Below are 19,499 nucleotides of genomic sequence, written 5' to 3' on the forward strand. Positions count from 1 at the left end.
GCTGCGATTGGGTTTGTTCCAGAACCTAGGCAGCCGCTTGAACGACCGGAGCCCAGAGCACCGGTCCCGAGATATGCCCCGCCTTGCGGATGCGGTCCAACGCATCGGGCGAGACCTCCAGGTACCCGGCAACCGCCGTGGTGTTTCCGAGAGGGCGAGCTTTTCCCAGTCTGCGAAGGGGCCATCCGGCCCGGCGAAGAATGCGCTCCATGCGGGCGTCGGTGACAGTGACGATTTCGATCAATTCAATGGAAAGGCCGAATTCAATCATGCCCGCAAACAGCTCGTAACTGGCAGCAGCAAGTCCGCCGCTCGCCTTCGGCGCATCCGCGGGAACATCGAGCGCGAATCGGCTGCTCTCCCAGATCCGATCGCTTCGTGGCGCCGGCTGCCCGTCCAGCAGGATCGGGAAGGTGTCCCTCAGCATGGTTGGACCGGTCGAAGGCAAAAGCCGGACGCAACCTTGAATACGTCCGGCTCCTGAGCGGTTCAGTAGATGCACCGGTCGAAGGACGTCAAACTCGTCGACTTCCATGTCGCCGCTGACCTCGACGGTCCAATCCAGGCGCTGCTTGAAAACGCGGTAGCGCAGCCGGTGCATCTCGGCGAGATCGTGGACGAATTCCCCGTAGTACTCCGGCGCGATGAGCTGCATCATTTTTGCCTCCGTGCTTCCTTTCGGCAACTAAGCAGAGAGGCCTAGGCAAGCGCATCCTGTGCAGTCCCACAGGTGTTTATGGAAGACCGGCGCTTTATTTTCGAGCTTTTGATTCGGTCAACAGCACGATCGCTTGACGAAGCGAGCTGACACCGAGCTTCGCACGGGCGTTGTCCAGGTGAAATCCCGCGGTTCGCTCTGCGATACCGAGAATGATCCCGATCGCCCCAGCCGATTTACCGCGCGCGGACCATTCGAGACACTGGTACTCGCGAGGAGACAGCACCACGCCGCCGACCACGCGATCAATCGTCCAGAAGCGTTTTGCATGCTCATGGAAAAACGTCGCGATTAATCGCAGGCTCTGGGCGTGCTCGAGAAGCGCGCGCTCGAAACCAGTTCGACGCTCGTCACTTGCAAAACTCAGCGCGGCGATTGCGCCCTTGTCATCGTGGATAGGAAATGTAACCCCGCAGCGAATCCCAAATTTTTCGGCTTCTTCGAACAAAGCGCGTTCGGACTCCGACCGATTTCGCGCTTCAAATCCAAGCCCCCATCGGAAGGGCTTAGGCTGGCGCATTGCCCGACGTACCACCGGATCGACGGATTCGTAGCCGCGCTGCAGATAGATGGCGGTCCAGGAGGGGGGATATGTCGAGATCAGGTTGGGAGCACTGCCCGGCTCACGGGGAAGAGCGAGATATGCGAAGCACGACAGTTTGAGCGCAGCGGCGACCTCAGCCATGCTCTGCTGAGCTGCGTCTCGATGCGTGCTTTCGGTCAATCGTTCAGCAAACCTTTGAAAAACCCGATCCATCTTTGATGAACCCGCGGGCCTCCCCTCGCAAGCGCTACTCCTGTTAGCGAATCGAGCATCGTTGCGAATGAGGCAAAACAACGAAGAAGTCGATCAAGTCCGGCGTAGATCAATCCTGATCACGAGTGCCTGGTTTGGTTGCCGGAGCCGCATCAGGTCTTGCCACCTTGTGGTAGCATCCCAGCCAACTCGGCGGTCTTCGGTCGTCTGTTCGAAATCCTGCAAGCAGGCGGGGAAGATCGCCGGATTACTGCGCTATTTGGCTTCTCGCCTCGCAGGTTTGTACAGCTCTTCCGATTACAACGAGCTGCTCATCAAGGAGATTGCAAATGAAGGTCGGTGTTCCCAAGGAAATCAAGACGCACGAATACCGCGTCGGCCTGACGCCTGGGGCCGTCCGCGAATACGTTGCAGCTGGCCACAGCGTATTGGTCGAGAGCAACGCCGGTGCCGGGATTGGCGCGACAGATGATAACTACCGCAAAGCTGGCGCGACGATTGCGACCTCTGCTCGCGAGGTATTCGCATTGAGCGAAATGATCTTGAAAGTCAAGGAGCCACAGCCCTCCGAATGGACGCAGCTTCGAGAAAACCAGATCCTCTTCACTTATCTGCATTTGGCTCCGGATCCGGAGCAGGCGAAGGGCCTCATGAAGTCTGGCTGCACCGCAATTGCCTATGAAACTGTGACCGACGCGCACGGTGGCCTTCCACTGCTTGCCCCTATGAGCGAGGTTGCGGGAAGACTTGCGATTGAAGCCGCGGGTGCGGCGCTGAAGCGGTACGCGGGTGGAAGGGGACTGCTGATTGGCGGGGTACCGGGCGTGCCACCCGCTCGCATTGTGGTGATCGGCGGGGGCGTTGTCGGCACTCACGCTGCACGGATGGCGGCAGGCTTGGGCGCTGAGGTCACGATCCTCGACCGTTCGATTCCCAGGCTTCGCGAACTGGATGAGCTGTTCGAAGGGCGAGTACGTACCAGATTCTCGACGATCGGCGCCGTTGAAGAAGAGGTATTTGCGGCCGACGTTGTCATCGGTGCCGTTCTCGTTCCTGGCGCGAGCGCGCCGAAACTGGTCAGCCGCGGTATGTTGAGTTCGATGCGCAAAGGCTCCGTGATCGTGGACGTAGCGATCGATCAGGGCGGATGTTTCGAGACATCGCGGGCGACGACACATGCCGATCCAACCTATGAGGTGGATGGCGTTATCCACTATTGCGTCGCAAACATGCCGGGAGCTGTGCCGCTCACCTCAAGCCAGGCACTCAACAACGCTACGCTGCCTTTTGGTTTGGCTCTCGCCAGTAAAGGATTTGCAGCTGTGCTCGAAAATCCGCATCTGCGCGCAGGCCTGAATGTCTATCGGGGCCGGCTAACCTATAAGGCTGTCGCCGAGAGCCTTGGTCTTCCCTTCTCGCCGATCGAACAGGCTGCGGCCTGATCCTAGAGGCCCACTACGGGACGTTTCGTCGGCAGACTTGGGCCGCTCATCAGAGTGGCCCTTTTTGTGTGGCCGAGTATGAGCGACAGCTTGGAGGTGGAAGTCCCCTATCCAACTTGACTGACGGCGAAGGGTTAGCCAAGCGCAAGGGCGTCAACGTGCCCGGGGTCCTTGAATGCGGGTGCGATGGAAGGGGCGACCTAGTGCCTGCGCCGCGCAGCTAGAGCTCACTCGCGGCGCGATCGGGCACATCATCCTTCCAGCGTACCGATCCAAACGGGCGCTCCAGCATACGACGGATACGCAGGGGCTCAGGCCCGATATGGAAAGCCATGGCCTTCTCGTGTAATGCGCGCTCCGACTGGTCCAGCGGTCCACAGCTCGGGGTCGGCGATATCACGCGCAATTGACCAACCGCAGGCGCCGTTGCGTCGCCGGTAGAGCTGCACATCCGGCATGAGGTTGTGGTAGGCTCGCGCATTTTCGGAGGCCACGCGATAGTCGAGCTCAACTATCAGTGGGCCACTCCGGTGGTCAGCGGGAGCCGCACCTTAGGATCGGCAAGCATGTCGGCGTCATCCCCGCGCTCGTGATGGCCGGCATGCGCAGCCGGCGCCCAAGCAGCGGCAAGAGCAGCATCAGTCCGGCAGAGACGAGCAGCGTGATGTGGACAGCGACGGCATCGGTGAGGCGCCCCAGCCCCAACTGCCAACTGCGAGACCCCCAGAGAACGCAGCCTACCAAGCCGCAACGGATTGGCCCGCAACCCAGCGCGGGGCGGAGAGCTGCACGCCAATGTTGAACAGCGTCCACGTCCATACGGCGCCCGCCAAAACCAGAGCTGCGGCTGTCAAGACCGAATTATGACTGAGCACAACCGCCACGATCGCGCCGCTCATGGACAGTGTGCAGGCACGAACCGCAGCCTCGCGGATCTTTATCGCCGCGACCTTCGTCGAGAGCTTCTGCACGAATTCCTCATAGATGCCTGCCTGTGCGTAGAGGCGGTTGGCGCAGACGCAGGTCTGGCCCATGTTGCGGTACTTGGAGACGATGGCGCCTTCGATGGCGGCATCGATATCGGGTGGTCGAACACCACGAAAGGCGACTTCCGGCGAGCTCGAGGCCGAGCTTCTTCAGGCCGATGGAGGCGACGGTAGAGGATCTTGCCGACCTAGGTCGAGCCGGTGAAGCCGACAAAGCGCGGCCGCGTGCTCGCACAAAACCTCGCCGATCGGTCGCGAATCTCCGGTGATGACGTTGAAGACACCCTTGGGCACGCCGGCCTTCTTAGCGAGGGCTGCGAGCGCAAGCGCCGAGAGCGCCGTCTCACTGGTTGGCTTCAGCATCACGGTGCAGCCTGCGGCGAGCGCCGGCATACTTTGCGGGTGATCATCGAGTTGGGGAAGTTCCACGGCGTGATGGCGCCGCAGACGCCAATCGGTGCTTGATCGCAAGCAGCTTTGCATCCGGGCGCGGCGAGGGAATCGTTTCGCCATAGATTCGGCGCGCCTCTTCGGTGTAGAACTCGACATTGGCGCCACCGATATCAACTTCGCCTAGCGCCTCGGAGAGCGGCTTGCCCTGCTCGGAGGTCAGGATTAGCGCGAGATCCTCGCGTTGGCGACGATCAATTCGTGCCATTTGCGCAGGATGTTGGAACGTTGCTTGGCTGTGAGTTTAGGGCGTGCAGGGAGCGCTCGTTCAGCAGCCTCCACGGCTCGCGTGCAGCCGTCGCCCGAGAGCTGCGGCAGTTTAGCGAGCTCAATGCCGATCGCCAGATTGTTTTTACCAAAAGGCGAGGTGAGCCGACTCAGGCGCCATCAATGTAGCAGGCCTCCCGCAGAAGTGACGCGTCCTTCAGACGCTAGCGCAGGATGGACGAGCCTTGCGTGGGTTGTGCGGCGGCGGTCGGGGTCGTCGCGTTGCTCCTGGAGGTTTTCAGATCCGAGCAATCAGGTCTTCGTCAATCGCGAAAAAAGGCCGCGCGAGATACCGCGCGGCCGAGTCAGGGAGGAAACGCCCCGAAGGGCACTGAATAGGAGCTCGGCAAGTAAATGAACTCACTGGGAACTCCAATCTTGCACGAAACGTCGTCAGATCGTGCAAGCGGATATCGGATACTCATTTACCTGGGAGGATTGGAGGCGTTCACAGCGATATCTTGCAGTTTTTGTGCACAGATTTCGCCAAGTTCGCAGTAACTGCTATCTTGAAGCGTTTCTCGCGAGAATATTCGAACTTGCGTACTGTTCATTGAGCTCATCGAACACTCGCTCGGTGTACGCGTCCGTACCCTCGATAGCTCGGGTTCAGGATTTAGGAAATCAATCTAAATTAGTCAGCGCTCGTCTACGAGCGGCAGAGAAACATTGAGCTCGGCGATTTCGCAGGATAGCTGCGCGTCGCGACAGTGTGCACCAGCATCGGGCGCGTCCGGACAAGTCATTTGAGGGGCAAAATGCGCAAAGTCGCGATCGGAATTCGTTGGACCTCATCACCGAGTCGCGGATTCCGCGTTGGGCTACGCGAACAGCTGGCACTGCCGGGGATTTCAGGGGTCATTGTCACAGGCGCAATCTGCACTCGCGATGCTCTACGGGAGCGTGGCGCAACGTGAGTCGAATGCCAGCAACGAATTCAAAGATCATGTCGTATCGCTGTCACAAACCTTCTTGGAATCCGGGCAAATTGCAACCGAATTCGAGCGCAAGCCCAGTGGAGAATAGATCAACAAGCATGCCGACAATCATGAGCGGCAGCTCGCAGCATCCAGTCGTGTTGAGGGATTCGTGATCGATTTGCGCGACGATGACCCCATGAAGGAGGCGACCTCCCTGCGGTCTGTCATCAATCTCTATGCAACACGCTTCCAGAACGTGGTCTCGGCCCAACGAAACCTTGGCTTCAAGGAGAATCAAGATTTCAAGGCAAGTTACGAATGGCCGTGCGCGCAGTTGAGCATCGGGTGAGCGAGCTCAATCAGCCTCAGCGCGCGATATTGATGCTGAAGATGCGCCGCCACGAGAATGAGTTCATGTTGCGCGGCAGGACAGCCATCGCGATGAAAATCGTCAAAAAAAGCCTCTCCGGGGCTGAAATTCCATCACGGAGGTGGTTCCTCGGCACTGGCGTGGCGGAGCAAGAGCATCACAACGTCCTCCCTGAGGAGGACACGGCCGCGACGTCTCAGGCAATCAACGAACAACGGCAACTGTGGGAAGTTCATAGTCTTGGAATCAGCTAATAGTTCATTTGAAAGTTTCAGCGTGCTTCCTCGTGCTACCATTCTTTGCGCCTTGCGGAGTCGCCAAGTGTTGGACGCAACGACCACTGCGCTTTTGCGTGCTGTTCTTGAGGAGGTTTGCGAGGGTCTGCCTCGCAGCGAAACCGGCACTCGGGCCCATGTCGCTTCCAAGATCTTGGACGCCGCCAACAGAGGTGAGATCACGGCGGACCGCCTTAGGCAGGTCGGCATGGAAGCTCTTCGCTCTGCGCCAACAATGTGGCGGTAGGTGCGGACAACACTGATAGTACTCAGGTGAATTTCCAGGTCACGGTGTTGAAGATCCTTGTAGGCGACCCGCATGGGTTCGCATCCATGCCGGACCTTAAGCGAGACATGGCCATTTTGGCCACGAGCGGTCCCGATTGGGCGGCGCGCACCAAGAGAATGGGCGCCCGCGTGCCCGAGCTCGACCTTTTTTCGCAGCGACTCGTCGAGCGTGTGAATGGAGGGTGGCGCATCACGGACAAGGGACGAGCGGTGCTCGAACTGATGGAGCCGCGCCCTAGCACGCCCCAAGTCCAGCCAGAGGACACGAGAGCTCCTGAGCTGCCATCGTCAGTGCCGGCACGATCCCATTCTGTCGAGCTACGTCGGCGCCAGCCTGAACGACTGGGGCGGCGCCGGTCTTCTAAGAGCCGAACGTGCGCACCGCACTCTTAGACCGAACTATCTAGGCGATTAAGGCCGCGCCCGACGATCAGGTTGCCGACGGAGAATTTTCGATGCCGTTGTGGAGTTCGAACTTTTTATTGGAGAGCTGGAACGAGAAGTGCTGATATCTCAGCACATATCGCGGAAAGGTGCTGTTGCTTCGATCAGGTCCAAGATCCCGGGATGCGCAGTGCGCGATTCATGTATGGACCTCGATTTTCGGCGCGTGAGCCGTTGACTGGGGCCACGGCGCAGGCGCGGCCAAGTGGACGGAGTGCCTGGGAGTCTCGCCGCCTCTCCGGCAACAGTATCTGAGCGCTGATGCCGCTCGGCATAAAGCGATCGATGGCCGACACGCTTGGTTCGCATTGACTCTCGTCAATTCGCTCCCGCCTCGTTCTTGAAGCATCCCTCTTAGAACGTCGTCCGTGAACAACGCCTAAGGTGCTGATCAAGAATCGGTTTTCCGGACGTTGGCGCGTTTCGGATTGCAGGCTTTGATAGGTTTGAGTATCGGAAGCCTGCAATTTGCAGTTTGAGATTCCGTCGAATCGCAAAGCCTGATTCGATGGCTGTATCGGAGGAGCCGATGCGACCGAAGAAGCCAAAAGCGACGGAAGAAGGCGATCTGTTTCGTGCCAGGCTCGATCAGATCATCAACATGAAGCACGAGCTGGTGCAGCTCGCCGGCAAGGTTGACTGGGATTGGATCGATGCGCAGATTGCACCGCTGTACAGCGACAAGGGCCGCCCTGGGGTCGAGACCCGCTTGGTGGTTGGGCTGCTGCTGCTCAAGCACATTTATGGTCTCTCCGACGAAGGGGTGTGCGATCGCTGGGTCCATGATCCGTATTTCCAGCACTTCACTGGCGAGGCGTTTTTCCAGCATGAGTCTCCGCATGAGCGCTCGGATCTCAGCCATTGGCACAAGCCCTTTGGTGACAAGCTCGAGCTTCTGCTGGCCGAGAGCCTGAGGGTGGCGCACTACGCCGGGGCACTGCGCAGGCGCGCTCTCAAGCGGGTCACGGTGGATACCACGGTGCAGCCCAAAGCCGTCACCTTCCTGACCGACGGCAAGCTGCTGTGCGAAACAGCATCACCCAGGGTCTTGCCAGAGGGCTCGGCCGAGGCGCGCCGAAGCAAAAGGCCTCTCTCCGATCAGCTCCATGAGCTTGGCTTTGCTGCGGGAGTTAAGCGTACTGTCAAACATCGTGGCTCAGCTGCGCGCCAACTCGCGGGAGCATGCTAAACCACCCAAGTATGCATCGCGGTCCAGAAAATTGACCCCATGAAACTCTTGAGTCGCCGCTCTCTTGCGGGCCTTTCGCAAGAAAGATCTCGAAGAGCCGATCGTGGAATCCGAGTATGAAACGCTCTGGGGCGGTTGGATCAGAATGGCCAATGGCTGGATGACGATCTGCCCGAGATGGCGAGCGACACGCCGCTGCCGATCACAATAAATGCCAGGACGCGGGGGAAGACGGGGGACTGATGAAGGCGATCCCGCGAATTGAGTTTGTCGACGCAGCCGACGCGAAGGCGATTCTTACCGATCTTGCGGTGAGGATGAGAGCCTAGCATTGTTCCGTATCTCGGACTTGGCCTCGCCGAGTTGACGGACCAGATATGCCAATGACACAGGAGGCCTTCTGCCTTCTCCAGCAAAGTTGCGCTACCGCGCCAGGTCAAAGGCAACGTCTGGGCGCCGGCGCAGAATGTCGAGAGCGACACACATCGCTCCACCGTGACGGCTTTGATGGTCCAGGCGTTCGCCCGCCGGTGGAGTCGACACCACTGCACCATCATCTAGCATCCTTACTGCCGGTGATAGTCGACTCTTGGTACGACGGCCCGATGCGGACGGCGCTCTCGGTACGCGCGACGGATGGGGTGAGATGCAAGGTATCGCGCGCTCCAGCATCCACGTCGATTGCTGGTATCCATTTACGATCCGGCGGGCCAAAAGGTTGATCATGCCTCAGCGGCCCATTGGCCTACTGTGCTGCGCAAGCCGCATGGCAGCGTGCTGCCGGTCAAGAGCTTTCTGGTTACTGACGCTGATTATGCTGAGGTTCTGACTGAAGTCGACATCCAGACATCAGTTCCCGACATCATCGAGGAAAGGCGGAACGGACGGAGCTTCCTCTTCATCGGCTGTCGCTTCAATGATCGGCTTTTGCTATTTATGCGCGGCAGATCACCAAATGCTCGGCTGACGTCCATTACGCGATCGTCGATCCGCAAGCACTCTCGCGCAACGAACTCTGCTTTCTGGTCGAGCAACACCTGACACCGATCGCGATATGGCTCCCGCACGCGATAGAGATGTTGAGCGCCAAGTAGCGGCGCAAAGTGGGCTGCTCGCCCCGGTCCGCTAGTAAGAAGAGGTCGCATCACAAACGACCGGTGCGGGTAAGATTTCACGCGAGCTCAATGAGAACCCAACGGCCATCTCCGTCACAATTGCGACGCCTGTCGCATTTGCGACGTGTGAACTGTCGCTGACGCGTGCACGACTGTGCGGATCACGTCTAGCTAACTCATTCACAGGGCGGGAATGCCTTCGCCTCCGAGATGGCACGCGAGTTGCTAACTCTCCTTCTGTGGCCTCTCAGGCTGATCGCCATGGGCACACTTGGTAGAGAATTGAATATGAACGCTGTTGCCGGACGCCGAAAACATGTCAAAGATGCTGAGGATAGCGGCGGGATGCGGGTCATCACCGATTATAAGGGTTCCCGGAGCTCTTCGAAGAATGGCAAAGGGAGCTATGGGTCAGGCTGTCCCAGGCGATTTGCCGTCCGAAATCTGGGACAAAGTTAGGACTCATCCCTGCTATAGCGAAGAAGCTCATCGTCATTACGCTCGCATCCATGTCGCGGTAGCGTCGGCTTGCAATATTCGATGCAACTACTGCAATCGTAAGTACGACTGCACCAATGAAGCGCGTCCGGGTGTTGTTAGTGAGAGGCTCACTCCTGAGCAGGCGGCGAGAAAGCTGCTCGCGGTCGCCACCAGAATTGCACAGCTGACTGTGCTCGGTATCGCCGGCCCCGGCGATGCCTTGGCCAATCCGAAAACGACCTATCATGCCACTGATCTCCGCGCCCGAGCACGGCACAGCATTCGGGCTCAAAGGCCAGCGAGGCCCGACAGCGCAGGAATTGGCGGCGCTGCAGGATGCTTGTGAAGGTCAGATAGAGATGATGCGGCATTGCCGCCAGTGCCGCGCTGACGCCGTCGCCCTGCTCGGAGATGATCGCAGCAGCGAGTTCACATAGAGAAGGTCATGGCCATGGACGTTCAATATGACCTCGAGACGCGCAAGGCTTATCAGGCCAAGATTGAGGATGAGCCTGCGACGAGGATCACGACCAGGCAGGAGGAGTTAGCGGAACTCGCTGGCGAAATGAGTGAGGTCAAGCTTCTGGCCGCGGTCGCAACCAAAGGGTCGGGCCTCATTAATGAGCATTTTGGGCATGCTAGGGAGTTCCAGGTATACGAACTCTCGACATCCGGCGTCAAACTCGTCGGGCACCGTCGCGTCGACGTTTACTGCCAGGCCGGATATGGCGAGGAGGATCGGCTTGCGGGCATCATCCGCGCCATCAACGACTGCCATGCTGTATTCGTGGCCAAGATTGGTGGCTGCCCAAGAGACATTCTGATCAATGCTGGGATTGAGCCGGTCGAGCAATACGCGCACGATACCATCGAGAAATCGGCGATCGGCTGGTTCAGGGGCTATCTCCATAAAATCAAGTGCGGTGAGATCCGGCACGTCAAGCGCGGCGACGCCGCGATCCGGCAAGAACCGCTGATCTCGGTCGCGTAAGAGGTTGTATCTATGCCAATCAAGATCATCGCCTCGCAATGTACGAGTTCCTCGGCTTGTGAACCCTTATGCCCGAATGTTGCAACGTCAGAGAAGGCCGAAAACTTCGCAATTGAACCCAAGAAGTGCAGCGAATGCATCGTCTATTTTGACGAGCCGCAGTGTGTCGCTGTCTGTCCAGTTGAAAACACCAGCGTCATCGACACATCAGTGCCGCGTTACCAGGCGCCTGCCTAAAGGGGGTGTGCTCGTGAATTTCATGCCGAGCTCCGTCACTGCAAAGTCGCGAGTATCGCCGTGTGCATTGACGGCGCCGCAGGCGTCGACTTGCAATTTCCTGTCATGGCCATGGATTACTCAGGATCGATCGCCAACGGTGCGTAAGCAACGCCGCGGGCCCCGTCAAAAAGTCATGGAGCGCAACCGTCCAAAGTTGCGCCTCGATGCCGAGCGCCCACTAAGCAGCGCTGTCATTGATTTGACCCACGCCGCTGTGCTGACGGGCCTGTTCTTCGCCGAGCCAGGTGCACCGCCTTGCAATGTCGAAGGGGCCACCTATCAGAGGAGGAAAGCTGCCCACGAACCTGGACCCAGTCATTCCACTATCAGGAAGCATGGGAGCGTTGGCAGCGCACACGCGGCTCGACGAAGGTCTGCTATCCGAAGCCGAGGATCAGCAACGGCAGGCCGGGCTCTTCTATCATCTGGACGGAGTGGCCGAAAACACCTGCTCGAAGCAGAGACGTTGGCCTCTGTCCCGATCGAGCTCTACCGCTTCGACCTCTACAGACTCGCTGGGCTAAGACGTCGGAGGTGGCAAAGCTCTGCATTTTATTGCGTCTGTTGGATCGGGACGCAGCGCATCGCGCCGCGCCGGCTTGGCTGGCTGATGAATGATGAGGCCATTGAGCTTCGCCGCATGGTGGCACGACGTATGCGGCTGCTTGCCACGGTGAACGACCCCGACACCTCCGTGCACCTCGAGTTCGCGCAGCGACTTTCACCCCATTCGGTAACCGCTCTGAACCGCGAACCTGAACGGCATGCCTGCTACGAAGTGGCGATTCGCATCGCGGATGACGAGTCGGCATGTCTCATCGCAGACGAGGACAATATGCTGCAGAAGAGCACCTCTGCTCGCGTCTCCGTGCGCCCTGCAGGTTCGCGAGGGGGCGGTGCATGAACATGATCGTTCGCGACAGTGATGTGATCCAGCTAAGCGGGCCGTCCGCGTTCAGCTTCGGCGAAAAAGTGCCGGCCAGCAGTACGATCCGCAATGACGGCACACTTCGCGGCAAGGAGATCGGCGACATCCTGGCCAAGAAGGGCGACGTGGGTTATGTCGTTTCCATCGGCACGTTCCTGCAGAAATTCTATATCTACGGTGTCGAATTTCTTGAAAGTGGCTACCGCGTCGGCATGGCGCGCAAAGAGCTCGACCCGGTCGACGAGGGCGTAGATGATCTGCCATTGCCGGAAGTGGCTTTGTCATGACAGAGCCGCGCGTTCCAAAATATCGATCGGGCCAGCGCGTCAAAACCGCAGTCAATCTCATCAATGACGAGTCGGTTGCCACCGCGCCGCCTGATGGGATCCTGGTCGGGGCCGGTGCTATCGGCGAGATCGTCCGGGTCGCGATGCATACCGAAGCGAGCGTGCCGATTTATCTTGTAGATTTTGATGAGCGGCTGGTCGTTGGTTGTCTTGAAGAAGAGATCGCAGTCCTTTGAGGGGATGTTCTCGCAATGAGAGTGTCGAGAGAGGTACCGGTCGGGCTGATCCCGCATCCGAACGAGCTAGATCGCAAGCGGATCGAACGTGCTTTGATCTCGCGCAAGCACTATCGCTATGTCTCGCCGAGTGTAACGCCGGTAAAGGCTGGCTATCTCATTAAGAGCCCCTGCTGCTCGCGCAATATCCACAACGATGGCGGTCAGATCGATGTCGCGCTATTTCATTACGATGCCGTGAGCGGGATCTGGAAACTGTTTTTCAAGCATCATGCGCGAGGAAGCTGGAAATTTTACAGCATTTTCCACCGGCTTGCGTCGGCGATCGACGAATTGAACACGGATCCCGAGCGGCTGTTCTGGCAGTGATGCTCATTTGGCAACAGTCATATAGGAGCTACAATGGCGCTCGCCACAGAACAATTGACCGAAATCGAACGCCTGCTTGCGGCAGCTAAGACAGACACTAGCGTCGTTGCTGACCTAAGGCGCCGCTTTCCGCAGCTCACCTTGGTTCGATGTGATGCGTCGGATGTGACGCAGCAGCCATTCCGGCGTCTTCCGCAGTTTGACCTGCATCTAATTGATGGATCGGACCACTGCATGCAGATTACGGCCGATCAGGCGCGAGCGACTGGATTGGTGCTGGCTAGAAGGCATGTTGGGCGGTGATCGGCACTGGACCCGCAGAGAATCGCCTCGATGACGCGGAGGCGGTGAATGCAATTCCGCTCTCGGATCCTGATATCATTGTTGCCGACTCTCTGCCGTCGAAGCGCTATTGTGTTCGCAGCGAATTTCCAGTCGGTCGACGACTGAGACGCTCGAACCAGCTTTCGCGGTCTATGTTGGCCGCAAGTATAGCGTTGCGGTTCCAAGCGCACGATTGGGCTCCTGCTTGGCCTGAAGGCGCTCGGTATCGAGCGGAGCAAGAGGTAATCGCCTCCTCGTATTCGTTTCTCAAGCCGTCCATGCCGATCTCGCGGACGCACGGGCGGAGTTTGCCGACATCGACTGTTGGTCCGAAACGAGCTCACGGCAATGCCGAAGAACGTATGAGGCCTAACACACGGGCGATTATCGCCGCCAACCCGAACGGGCCACCCGGCACCAATGCAGGTGCGAAGTTCAAGTCGCGGCGCGGGGTCCACCCCAAAAGGGGACGAAACTGAACACGTCACAATCGAGCAGCCCACCGGTCTCTAAACCTGGCAAAAACGGGAACGATATGAATCCGCAGATCATCATTCACGTCCGCTTCGCCCCGAATGGCAGGGTGATCCAGATCAGCGAGCTCCCGGCGAGGCTCACGCCCGACCAATGGTTTGATGTTCTCAAGGCCCGAGCCGACTCTGCCTATCGCTCACTGCCCCGTGGTCGTGGCGTTTTTCGGCTGACCCGGGCCGCAGTTGATACCTTCAAGCAAGAAGCTGTGAGGCTGGCATGAGCGAAGAGATCATCGATATCGTGGCTAGTCACGAGATTGAGGTGTTCGCAGGCTGTCCAGCCGATGCGGTCGAGCGGGTGGCGCCAGGGCGTACAGTCTGTCGCAGATCGAAGACATCGGCGAGGGCCTGCCGGTTACAATTCTTGTGATCCTGACTTTCGGCAATGACACGATTACGTCAATCGTTGCTGGCACGACGGAGTCTGGCTTAAGATCGGTTACTGCGCGTTGTTCTCCCCGGATCGGTCATGATTCAGATATAACGGCACGGTGCGAACTTGGAGGTCGACTGGGTTTTTGCACGGTGCCCCGTAATGGACCCGCGCTTAGATCGGTTGCACTCCACGCTGTAGTCGACAGTTGGGTCCGAGTGTCCGGGGGGGCCGTATAGTCGCGATCCGTCGGCTTTGCGAAACACCCACGTGCCGGCGTCTCGTTCCTCCGATAACCGATCGACAGGCCTCGTCCGATTGATACTAAGACGGGCGTTTTGCGCACCGGCTTGTCCAGCCGCGCACTGCGGCTTTCGAGCGTCTTGTCCCTGATGCGCCTGACCATCGCCGATGCCTCAGCTTCATTCCGAAAGTGTCCAGCCGGAGTCCAGTGGACAAAGATGTATACGGACTCTGATACTGGCGGACGCCAGCGCACTCGAATCGTTGAGACGGCCGGCAACTTGAAGATCTCTATAATAGGGCGTCGTGTCCTTCTCTCAGCTGAGAAAGAACAAGCTTCGCTCAGAAGCATGCCTTGGCCGCGGGAGGAGCCCATGGGAGGGAGGCAAAAGCTCGCTAGCGTTTCTTTCCTGCGAGCCTTTAGCGCCGTCTGCTTTTCGAAAGCTGTACAAGCGGAAGATACCGCTCAGCATATGTTAGGTGAATTATCCCGTTCACGTCGCGATGCGCGAGAAACCGACAAGTCTGAGTCGGCAGCTGAATTAGACGGTTGCGTCTTACACGGATACTTTCCCAAAATTACCCAGATGCTGAGTTCGGGCGCCGCGACCAATGCGACCTCATCTGGTAATCACGATCGGGACAGGGCCGCGCCTCATAAGGTCGAAGCAGGACAGTTCCAGTCATCTCCAAAATGCTGAGCGAAAAACACCGCGTATCCACGGACGACCGCTGGGATAAAGTTCTATCGCTCCGATCTCATCGGCAAAGGCTGCCGCAGAGCCGGAATGATCTCGTGGGATTGCTCATGCCCTGCATCGGAAGAGAAAAGTGAAGCGGGTTATGGCATGAGCTACACCGACGCAGCCTTTAGTTTCTGGTGGACCCTCTGGAACAATAACTAAGAAGTCTTCGCCAGATGGCTGGACGCCCGATGATCAGTTCGGCCTTTCGGTTGCAGGCGGCGAACACTCCGAGGACCATTCATTCTCGGATCCTATTATCTGTTCGAGGCGCATCGAATGTTCTTGATGACCTGAAGCGAGCTCAAAGACATCTGACCGTCAAGAACATCTGCTTGTTGGACGCCTGCTCATGCGAAATGCAAGGAAATACGCCTATAGCCGCCTCTTCCCAATCGTACCGGCTTTCACGGAAACCGGAGTTCTTGCCCTTGAGGGGCAGCGCCGCGTGCTCGAATGCATGATCGACGAGCGCGCCGATATACGCCGGCAGCAACACGGGCAAAGCTCTAACTGACGCGGGCGTCGGCGGCGTCGAGGAGCCAAAAAGACGATCGGAATATCGGCTGAGTGAGGACGGGTACCCCAACTGGCGACGTCGCTCCGGCTCAGCACCTCTATTAACTTCCTGGAAGAGTGCGGCACCTGTGAAGTCATGGACGACATCTCGTGCGAACCGTCGACATACGTCGACTGCAACGGCAGTTGCGATCTTATTCGAAGTTCAAAGCGCAGGAGATGTAAATCGCGATATTCGGTGAGAGGATGGCAATGTATGCCGCCAGCAGCATTTCAAGAGACATTCCGAACCATGCCAACTCTGGCGCCGTGCAGCTCGGCGGTCTGCTCTGCAGACCGAGAAGGAGGCGCATGGGCCGAGAAGCGCTTGTGCGTGCCGCTCTGTTGAGCTCTCTTTCCTTCTCGTCCACGGAGCGTTCTCTCCCGTTTCTGAGGTTCAAATGACGCGTTCTAATGCTTCTCCTTTCAAACTGCGGGAGCATCCAGAGATATCAGTCGGCGAATCCTTGACTTACCAAAACCGGAATTGGGCCCCCTATCTCCCTCCTGTGCAAACCACACGGAGACCAAGCCGACTTGGAGGCAAGCGAAAGTTGGGTTGTCGGCAGATCAGAGCCCGACATTTGCGCGGTACCGGCATTCATAATGAGGATCCGCGGCATCGGCGACCTCGGGGCAACGCTATTCGACGGAAAGGCGCCGAAAATGATCAACTCGCAGCTGTCGTGTTCGCATAGACGCGGTGACCCGTGGGGTTTTCGCGGCCCTCAGCGGCCACGCCTGCCGGGTAAAGGTAATGCCAAACCCATCGAAATCTTCAGTCGCCGTCGCTGTGCTGGCTTGATCGTGTAAGCCCCTTCTGCGCGAAATGCTGGATCTTGCCCAACGCCGTTCGTGGCAATTCTTCCGTGAAAATAATCTCGCGCGGTACCTTAAAGCGGGCGAGCTGCGAGCCTGCATGCGCCATTAGCGCTTCCGCATCAAGCCGAACCCCCGGCCGCCTGATCACATAAGCGATCGGCACCTCATCCCAGCGCGGATCGGGTCGACCGACAACGGCGCAGTCTGCGACATCGGGATGCTCCATAAGCGCGCGCTCTACTTCCGCCGGGTAGATATTTTCTCCACCGGAAATTATGAGGTTCCTTTTGCGATCATGAACCCAAAAGTATCCATCGGCGTCGCGGCGGCCGATGTCACCGGTGAGATACCAGCCGTTGTGCAAAGGCTCGCGCGTTGCTTGTTGAGCGCCCCAATACCCGCTGAAGACATTAGGGCCCCGTACGGCGATCTCGCCCGGGCTGCCTGCCTGCAACTTGTTGCCGGTATCATCGAGAATAGCCGCTTCGCAGCATAGGCCGGGCAAGCCGCTCGAGCCCTTACGCGTAAGATCGCCGCCGAGCCTCGTATACACAGCAATAGGGCAGGTCTCGGTCGAACCGTAAACCTGCAGCACCTGGCACCCCACGCGCGACAAAGCGTTCGATAAGGTGCTGCGGGACCATCGTTGAACCGGTGCAAATTGCCTTCAGTGAGGAGAGGTCCGTCATCCGCCACTGAGGACGGTCGGTTAGGACTTGCATCGTGGCAGGCACCAACGCTGCCAGCGTAGGTCTGTCGCGTTCGATCGCAGCAAGCGTCGCCTCGGGCGTAAATCGCGTGTGAATGGTGACGGTCGCGCCGTGATGCAACGCCGGCGTGGTCTGGATATTCAGGCCACCAACGTGAAACAGCGGCAAGACTGTCAGGACATGATCGGTCGAGCCGAGGTTATGCATGTGCTGACTCATAATTCCATTCCACAGCAACGCTTCTTGACGCAGCACAGCGCCTTTCGGCCGCCCTGTGGTACCCGAAGTATAGACAATCAGAAGCGGGCAAGACACCGTGTGCTGATTGCGATCGTCGCCTCGGCCCTGGTCTACCAGGCAGTCCCACTTACTTCCGCCGAGAGGCGAAAAGTCCAACCCGGCAACAAAGGTATCGGGCAATTGCCCCGCCAGAGCTGATAGCAGCTCATCAAAGGCCTGTTCTAGAACTAGCACTTTGGGACGGGCGTCGGAGAGGATAAACAACTGTTCCGTGACCGTAAGCCGCCAATTTAATGGAACGAGCATTGCGCCGAGTCGCGCGCAGGCATAGAGCAGGGCCAGGTAGTCGGGCCGGTTGAGGCCAAGGATCGCGACGCGATCGCCTCTCTCGATGCCGAGCTGGTGTTTTAGAGCACGAGCGATTTGCTCGATCCTTCGAGTGAAGGCGGCGTAGCTTAGGGTGCCCCCGTCGAAGTGGATCGCGGGTTTGTCAGGAGTAAACGACGCGTTACGCTCAATCAGTGTGCAAAGATCCACCTTTGTCCCCTTTTCGCTCAGGTTCGCTACGTATTTGCAAAACTGCTTAAACCCCTGACCTCCTGAGTCGTTTCGGAAGCTCTCGATCGCGATCAGATCGCATCGGATGGCCTTCAGGCACGCGAGCAGTCAAGCGATTTCAGTCGGAAGCATACGGTCTTGACGACGTCATCAGCCCGGGCTCGATGTAAATCTCTTAAAGCGGAGGCGCTTCGTCACGGGCTCCGTCCGACAGCGCTGGCGTGCATCTGCGCGTAGTGATAAGCGCACCATGACGTTATCTTCTTCAGGTTTCCGACTTACAGGTTCACCGCACATATAGGGAGATCTGGAATCTTCATCTTTGAAGCCGACTATGGCTCGGCAGTGACCTTCAGTGTGGTCGACCAACAGAACGTTCTTGGCACCGTCGGGTGATCGTGCTGCCCCGAAATGCGAAGCAATCTTTCGCGATTGTCGCGCCAGTCATGCCGACCGACATTAGCCGCCTAACCCGATTGGAACCATCGGAGGTCGGATCGACCGTCGTGCATTTCCGAGATGATGGCGCCGTGCGAGCTCCAATCGGGCTGAGCGAACAGAACCAAAAACTCTTGGTTCAACTGATCTCCACGGGTGTCCCGACCCGCGGAGGAACTCGGTTTCCAATCTGCAATAGGGGGAGCCGCACAGCGCGGTAGGGGTGACGTTGTCCTCTGAATTGACCAGCTCTCCAGCGATGTGGATCAGAGAAGGTATATGGTGCCGGCCGTAGATTGTTGAGCCCATCAGGACCACGCGCAAGCCGCACTGTCACGATGATCGAGGTAAGACGGTGCGGTGCGCTTCTGACATGCTCGAACATTCGCAATCCTTATCTCGACCAGCCCGAGACTGATGTACCTTGAGATCGTACAATTTAACCTTACGTGCGATTCAAGCCCTTTGGTGTTGTCGCTGGATCAAATTCTTCCGAGGCTCACCGCGCAACGCCGATAGGAAAAGTGGAAGAGCTCGCGGTGCCAGACTTAATTAGTCGCCGCAACCGAGAAATACACAGTACCACGTCTTCCGCACTCGACCTCACGCCATAGCGTGCCTTTGTCCGGCCAACGCAATTCACGAGATGCACCCCAGCTGCGGCGCCTGCCCTGAAGAACGAGCCGCGCGAATGCGCGAGCGCGCCGCCGTACGGCGGCAAATGGCGATGGCAGATATCGCGTCGCGCAGCAATCGTCGCAGCGTCTGGTAGAGCCATTGCTATAGCCGCCCACGCGGTCCAACTAACGAAATGTAGAGCTGCTCATAGTGGGGTATGCGCGCCTTGCCGTCACGGCGAGGCCGTCGAGTCTTGCGGTACGCGACGCGGTAAAATCGCCGTCGGAAACGCCGCCGGTGAGGACGTCGACCAAATCGAAGCCGAGCCCGGCGGCAAGGGGTTTGGCATGATCGAAGAGCGCAGCTCCGGCGCTTCCCTTCTCAAAGGGAGCGCTCCTGCTCCCGTCGCTTCGAAAGCGGGGCTGCTGCGTCTGTGACCTGGCAACCGCGGTAAGCGCCTCGACGTGTGGCAGAGGCAACTCGCGGTTTGCGCCTGCAATCTCTTCGCGCTCGTAGGCTTCGATGTTGGTGTTAAAAATGTCGTACAT

The 19,499-nt window shown here is 58.4% G+C and carries 19 protein-coding genes and 6 pseudogenes; 18 read left to right on the forward strand and 7 right to left on the reverse strand.

Annotation, left to right across the window (positions count from 1 at the left end):
• Positions 1–25 precede the first annotated feature (25 nt).
• Together IVB26_RS05935 and IVB26_RS05940 are read right to left on the reverse strand one after the other, a co-directional pair.
• Positions 26–658, reverse strand: a complete 633-nt coding sequence (locus tag IVB26_RS05935; RefSeq protein WP_247970965.1) for an acyl-homoserine-lactone synthase — start codon at positions 656–658, stop codon at positions 26–28.
• 94 nt (positions 659–752) lie between these two features.
• Positions 753–1,475, reverse strand: coding sequence for a helix-turn-helix transcriptional regulator (locus IVB26_RS05940; protein ID WP_247970966.1), 723 nt, complete (start codon positions 1,473–1,475; stop codon positions 753–755).
• A gap of 329 nt (positions 1,476–1,804) precedes the next feature.
• Here IVB26_RS05940 and ald point away from each other — a divergent pair, with 329 nt between their 5' ends.
• The gene (ald, locus tag IVB26_RS05945) at positions 1,805–2,917 is read left to right on the forward strand and encodes an alanine dehydrogenase (protein ID WP_247970967.1); all 1,113 of its coding nucleotides are present in this window, start codon (positions 1,805–1,807) and stop codon (positions 2,915–2,917) included.
• Positions 2,918–3,137: 220 nt separating this feature from the next.
• Here the strand turns inward: ald and IVB26_RS05950 are convergent.
• Positions 3,138–3,846 (reverse strand): annotated as a pseudogene (locus IVB26_RS05950) (MFS transporter); the annotation flags it as partial.
• 51 nt (positions 3,847–3,897) lie between these two features.
• A pseudogene (locus IVB26_RS42875) lies at positions 3,898–4,635 on the reverse strand (aldehyde dehydrogenase family protein); the annotation flags it as partial.
• Positions 4,636–5,436: 801 nt separating this feature from the next.
• Here IVB26_RS42875 and IVB26_RS05960 point away from each other — a divergent pair.
• The 16 genes and pseudogenes from IVB26_RS05960 to IVB26_RS06035 all read left to right on the forward strand — a co-directional run bounded on the left by IVB26_RS05960 (position 5,437) and on the right by IVB26_RS06035 (position 13,869).
• Positions 5,437–5,646 (forward strand): hypothetical protein, encoded by a 210-nt coding sequence (locus tag IVB26_RS05960; protein WP_247970968.1) that lies wholly within the window; start codon positions 5,437–5,439, stop codon positions 5,644–5,646.
• A 63-nt stretch (positions 5,647–5,709) separates the two neighbouring features.
• Positions 5,710–5,889, forward strand: coding sequence for a hypothetical protein (locus IVB26_RS05965; protein WP_247970969.1), 180 nt, complete (start codon positions 5,710–5,712; stop codon positions 5,887–5,889).
• Positions 5,886–6,164 (forward strand): hypothetical protein, encoded by a 279-nt coding sequence (locus IVB26_RS05970; protein WP_247970970.1) that lies wholly within the window; start codon positions 5,886–5,888, stop codon positions 6,162–6,164. Before IVB26_RS05965 ends, IVB26_RS05970 begins: the two co-directional genes overlap by 4 nt.
• A 67-nt stretch (positions 6,165–6,231) precedes the next feature.
• Complete coding sequence (locus IVB26_RS05975; protein WP_247970971.1) at positions 6,232–6,432, forward strand: hypothetical protein; 201 nt, start codon at positions 6,232–6,234, stop codon at positions 6,430–6,432.
• Positions 6,433–6,458: 26 nt separating this feature from the next.
• Positions 6,459–6,866: a hypothetical protein gene (locus IVB26_RS05980; protein ID WP_247970972.1), complete on the forward strand. Its 408-nt coding sequence runs from the start codon at positions 6,459–6,461 to the stop codon at positions 6,864–6,866.
• 580 nt (positions 6,867–7,446) lie between these two features.
• Positions 7,447–7,941, forward strand: a pseudogene (locus tag IVB26_RS05985) (transposase); the annotation flags it as partial.
• A 229-nt stretch (positions 7,942–8,170) separates the two neighbouring features.
• A pseudogene (gene nifT / locus IVB26_RS05990) lies at positions 8,171–8,349 on the forward strand (putative nitrogen fixation protein NifT).
• Positions 8,350–8,787: 438 nt separating this feature from the next.
• Positions 8,788–9,147, forward strand: coding sequence for an SIR2 family protein (locus tag IVB26_RS05995; RefSeq protein ID WP_247970973.1), 360 nt, complete (start codon positions 8,788–8,790; stop codon positions 9,145–9,147).
• A 362-nt stretch (positions 9,148–9,509) separates the two neighbouring features.
• A pseudogene (locus IVB26_RS06000) lies at positions 9,510–10,692 on the forward strand (NifB/NifX family molybdenum-iron cluster-binding protein).
• 12 nt (positions 10,693–10,704) lie between these two features.
• Complete coding sequence (locus IVB26_RS06005; protein ID WP_247970974.1) at positions 10,705–10,929, forward strand: 4Fe-4S dicluster domain-containing protein; 225 nt, start codon at positions 10,705–10,707, stop codon at positions 10,927–10,929.
• Positions 10,930–11,581: 652 nt separating this feature from the next.
• Positions 11,582–11,875, forward strand: coding sequence for a hypothetical protein (locus IVB26_RS06010; protein WP_247970975.1), 294 nt, complete (start codon positions 11,582–11,584; stop codon positions 11,873–11,875).
• A complete protein-coding gene (locus IVB26_RS06015; protein WP_247970976.1) occupies positions 11,872–12,186 on the forward strand; it encodes a nitrogen fixation protein NifZ in 315 nt (104 codons plus the stop codon). Before IVB26_RS06010 ends, IVB26_RS06015 begins: the two co-directional genes overlap by 4 nt.
• Positions 12,183–12,422, forward strand: coding sequence for a nitrogen fixation protein NifZ (locus IVB26_RS06020; protein ID WP_247970977.1), 240 nt, complete (start codon positions 12,183–12,185; stop codon positions 12,420–12,422). The genes IVB26_RS06015 and IVB26_RS06020 overlap by 4 nt, the downstream gene beginning before the upstream one ends.
• 15 nt (positions 12,423–12,437) lie before the next feature.
• Positions 12,438–12,791 carry a DUF3024 domain-containing protein gene (locus IVB26_RS06025; RefSeq protein ID WP_247970978.1) on the forward strand — a complete coding sequence of 118 codons (354 nt, stop codon included), beginning with the start codon at positions 12,438–12,440 and terminating at the stop codon, positions 12,789–12,791.
• 33 nt (positions 12,792–12,824) lie between these two features.
• Complete coding sequence (locus IVB26_RS06030; protein WP_247970979.1) at positions 12,825–13,094, forward strand: DUF6129 family protein; 270 nt, start codon at positions 12,825–12,827, stop codon at positions 13,092–13,094.
• Positions 13,095–13,650: 556 nt separating this feature from the next.
• The gene (locus IVB26_RS06035; RefSeq protein WP_247970980.1) at positions 13,651–13,869 is read left to right on the forward strand and encodes a hypothetical protein; all 219 of its coding nucleotides are present in this window, start codon (positions 13,651–13,653) and stop codon (positions 13,867–13,869) included.
• A 1,442-nt stretch (positions 13,870–15,311) separates the two neighbouring features.
• On the opposite strand, the gene IVB26_RS06040 is transcribed toward IVB26_RS06035, so the two are convergent.
• Positions 15,312–15,506: a hypothetical protein gene (locus IVB26_RS06040; protein WP_247970981.1), complete on the reverse strand. Its 195-nt coding sequence runs from the start codon at positions 15,504–15,506 to the stop codon at positions 15,312–15,314.
• Between the two features lie 272 nt (positions 15,507–15,778).
• Here IVB26_RS06040 and IVB26_RS43355 point away from each other — a divergent pair, with 272 nt between their 5' ends.
• On the forward strand, positions 15,779–15,970 hold the full coding sequence (locus IVB26_RS43355; protein WP_458309326.1) for a hypothetical protein: 192 nt from the start codon (positions 15,779–15,781) through the stop codon (positions 15,968–15,970).
• A gap of 373 nt (positions 15,971–16,343) precedes the next feature.
• Here IVB26_RS43355 and IVB26_RS06045 read toward each other — a convergent pair.
• Positions 16,344–17,874, reverse strand: a pseudogene (locus tag IVB26_RS06045) (class I adenylate-forming enzyme family protein).
• Between the two features lie 1,262 nt (positions 17,875–19,136).
• Positions 19,137–19,499, reverse strand: coding sequence for a hypothetical protein (locus IVB26_RS43360; protein WP_458309327.1), 363 nt, complete (start codon positions 19,497–19,499; stop codon positions 19,137–19,139).

The sequence above is a fragment of the Bradyrhizobium sp. 195 genome, assembly GCF_023101665.1.
GTDB lineage: Bacteria > Pseudomonadota > Alphaproteobacteria > Rhizobiales > Xanthobacteraceae > Bradyrhizobium.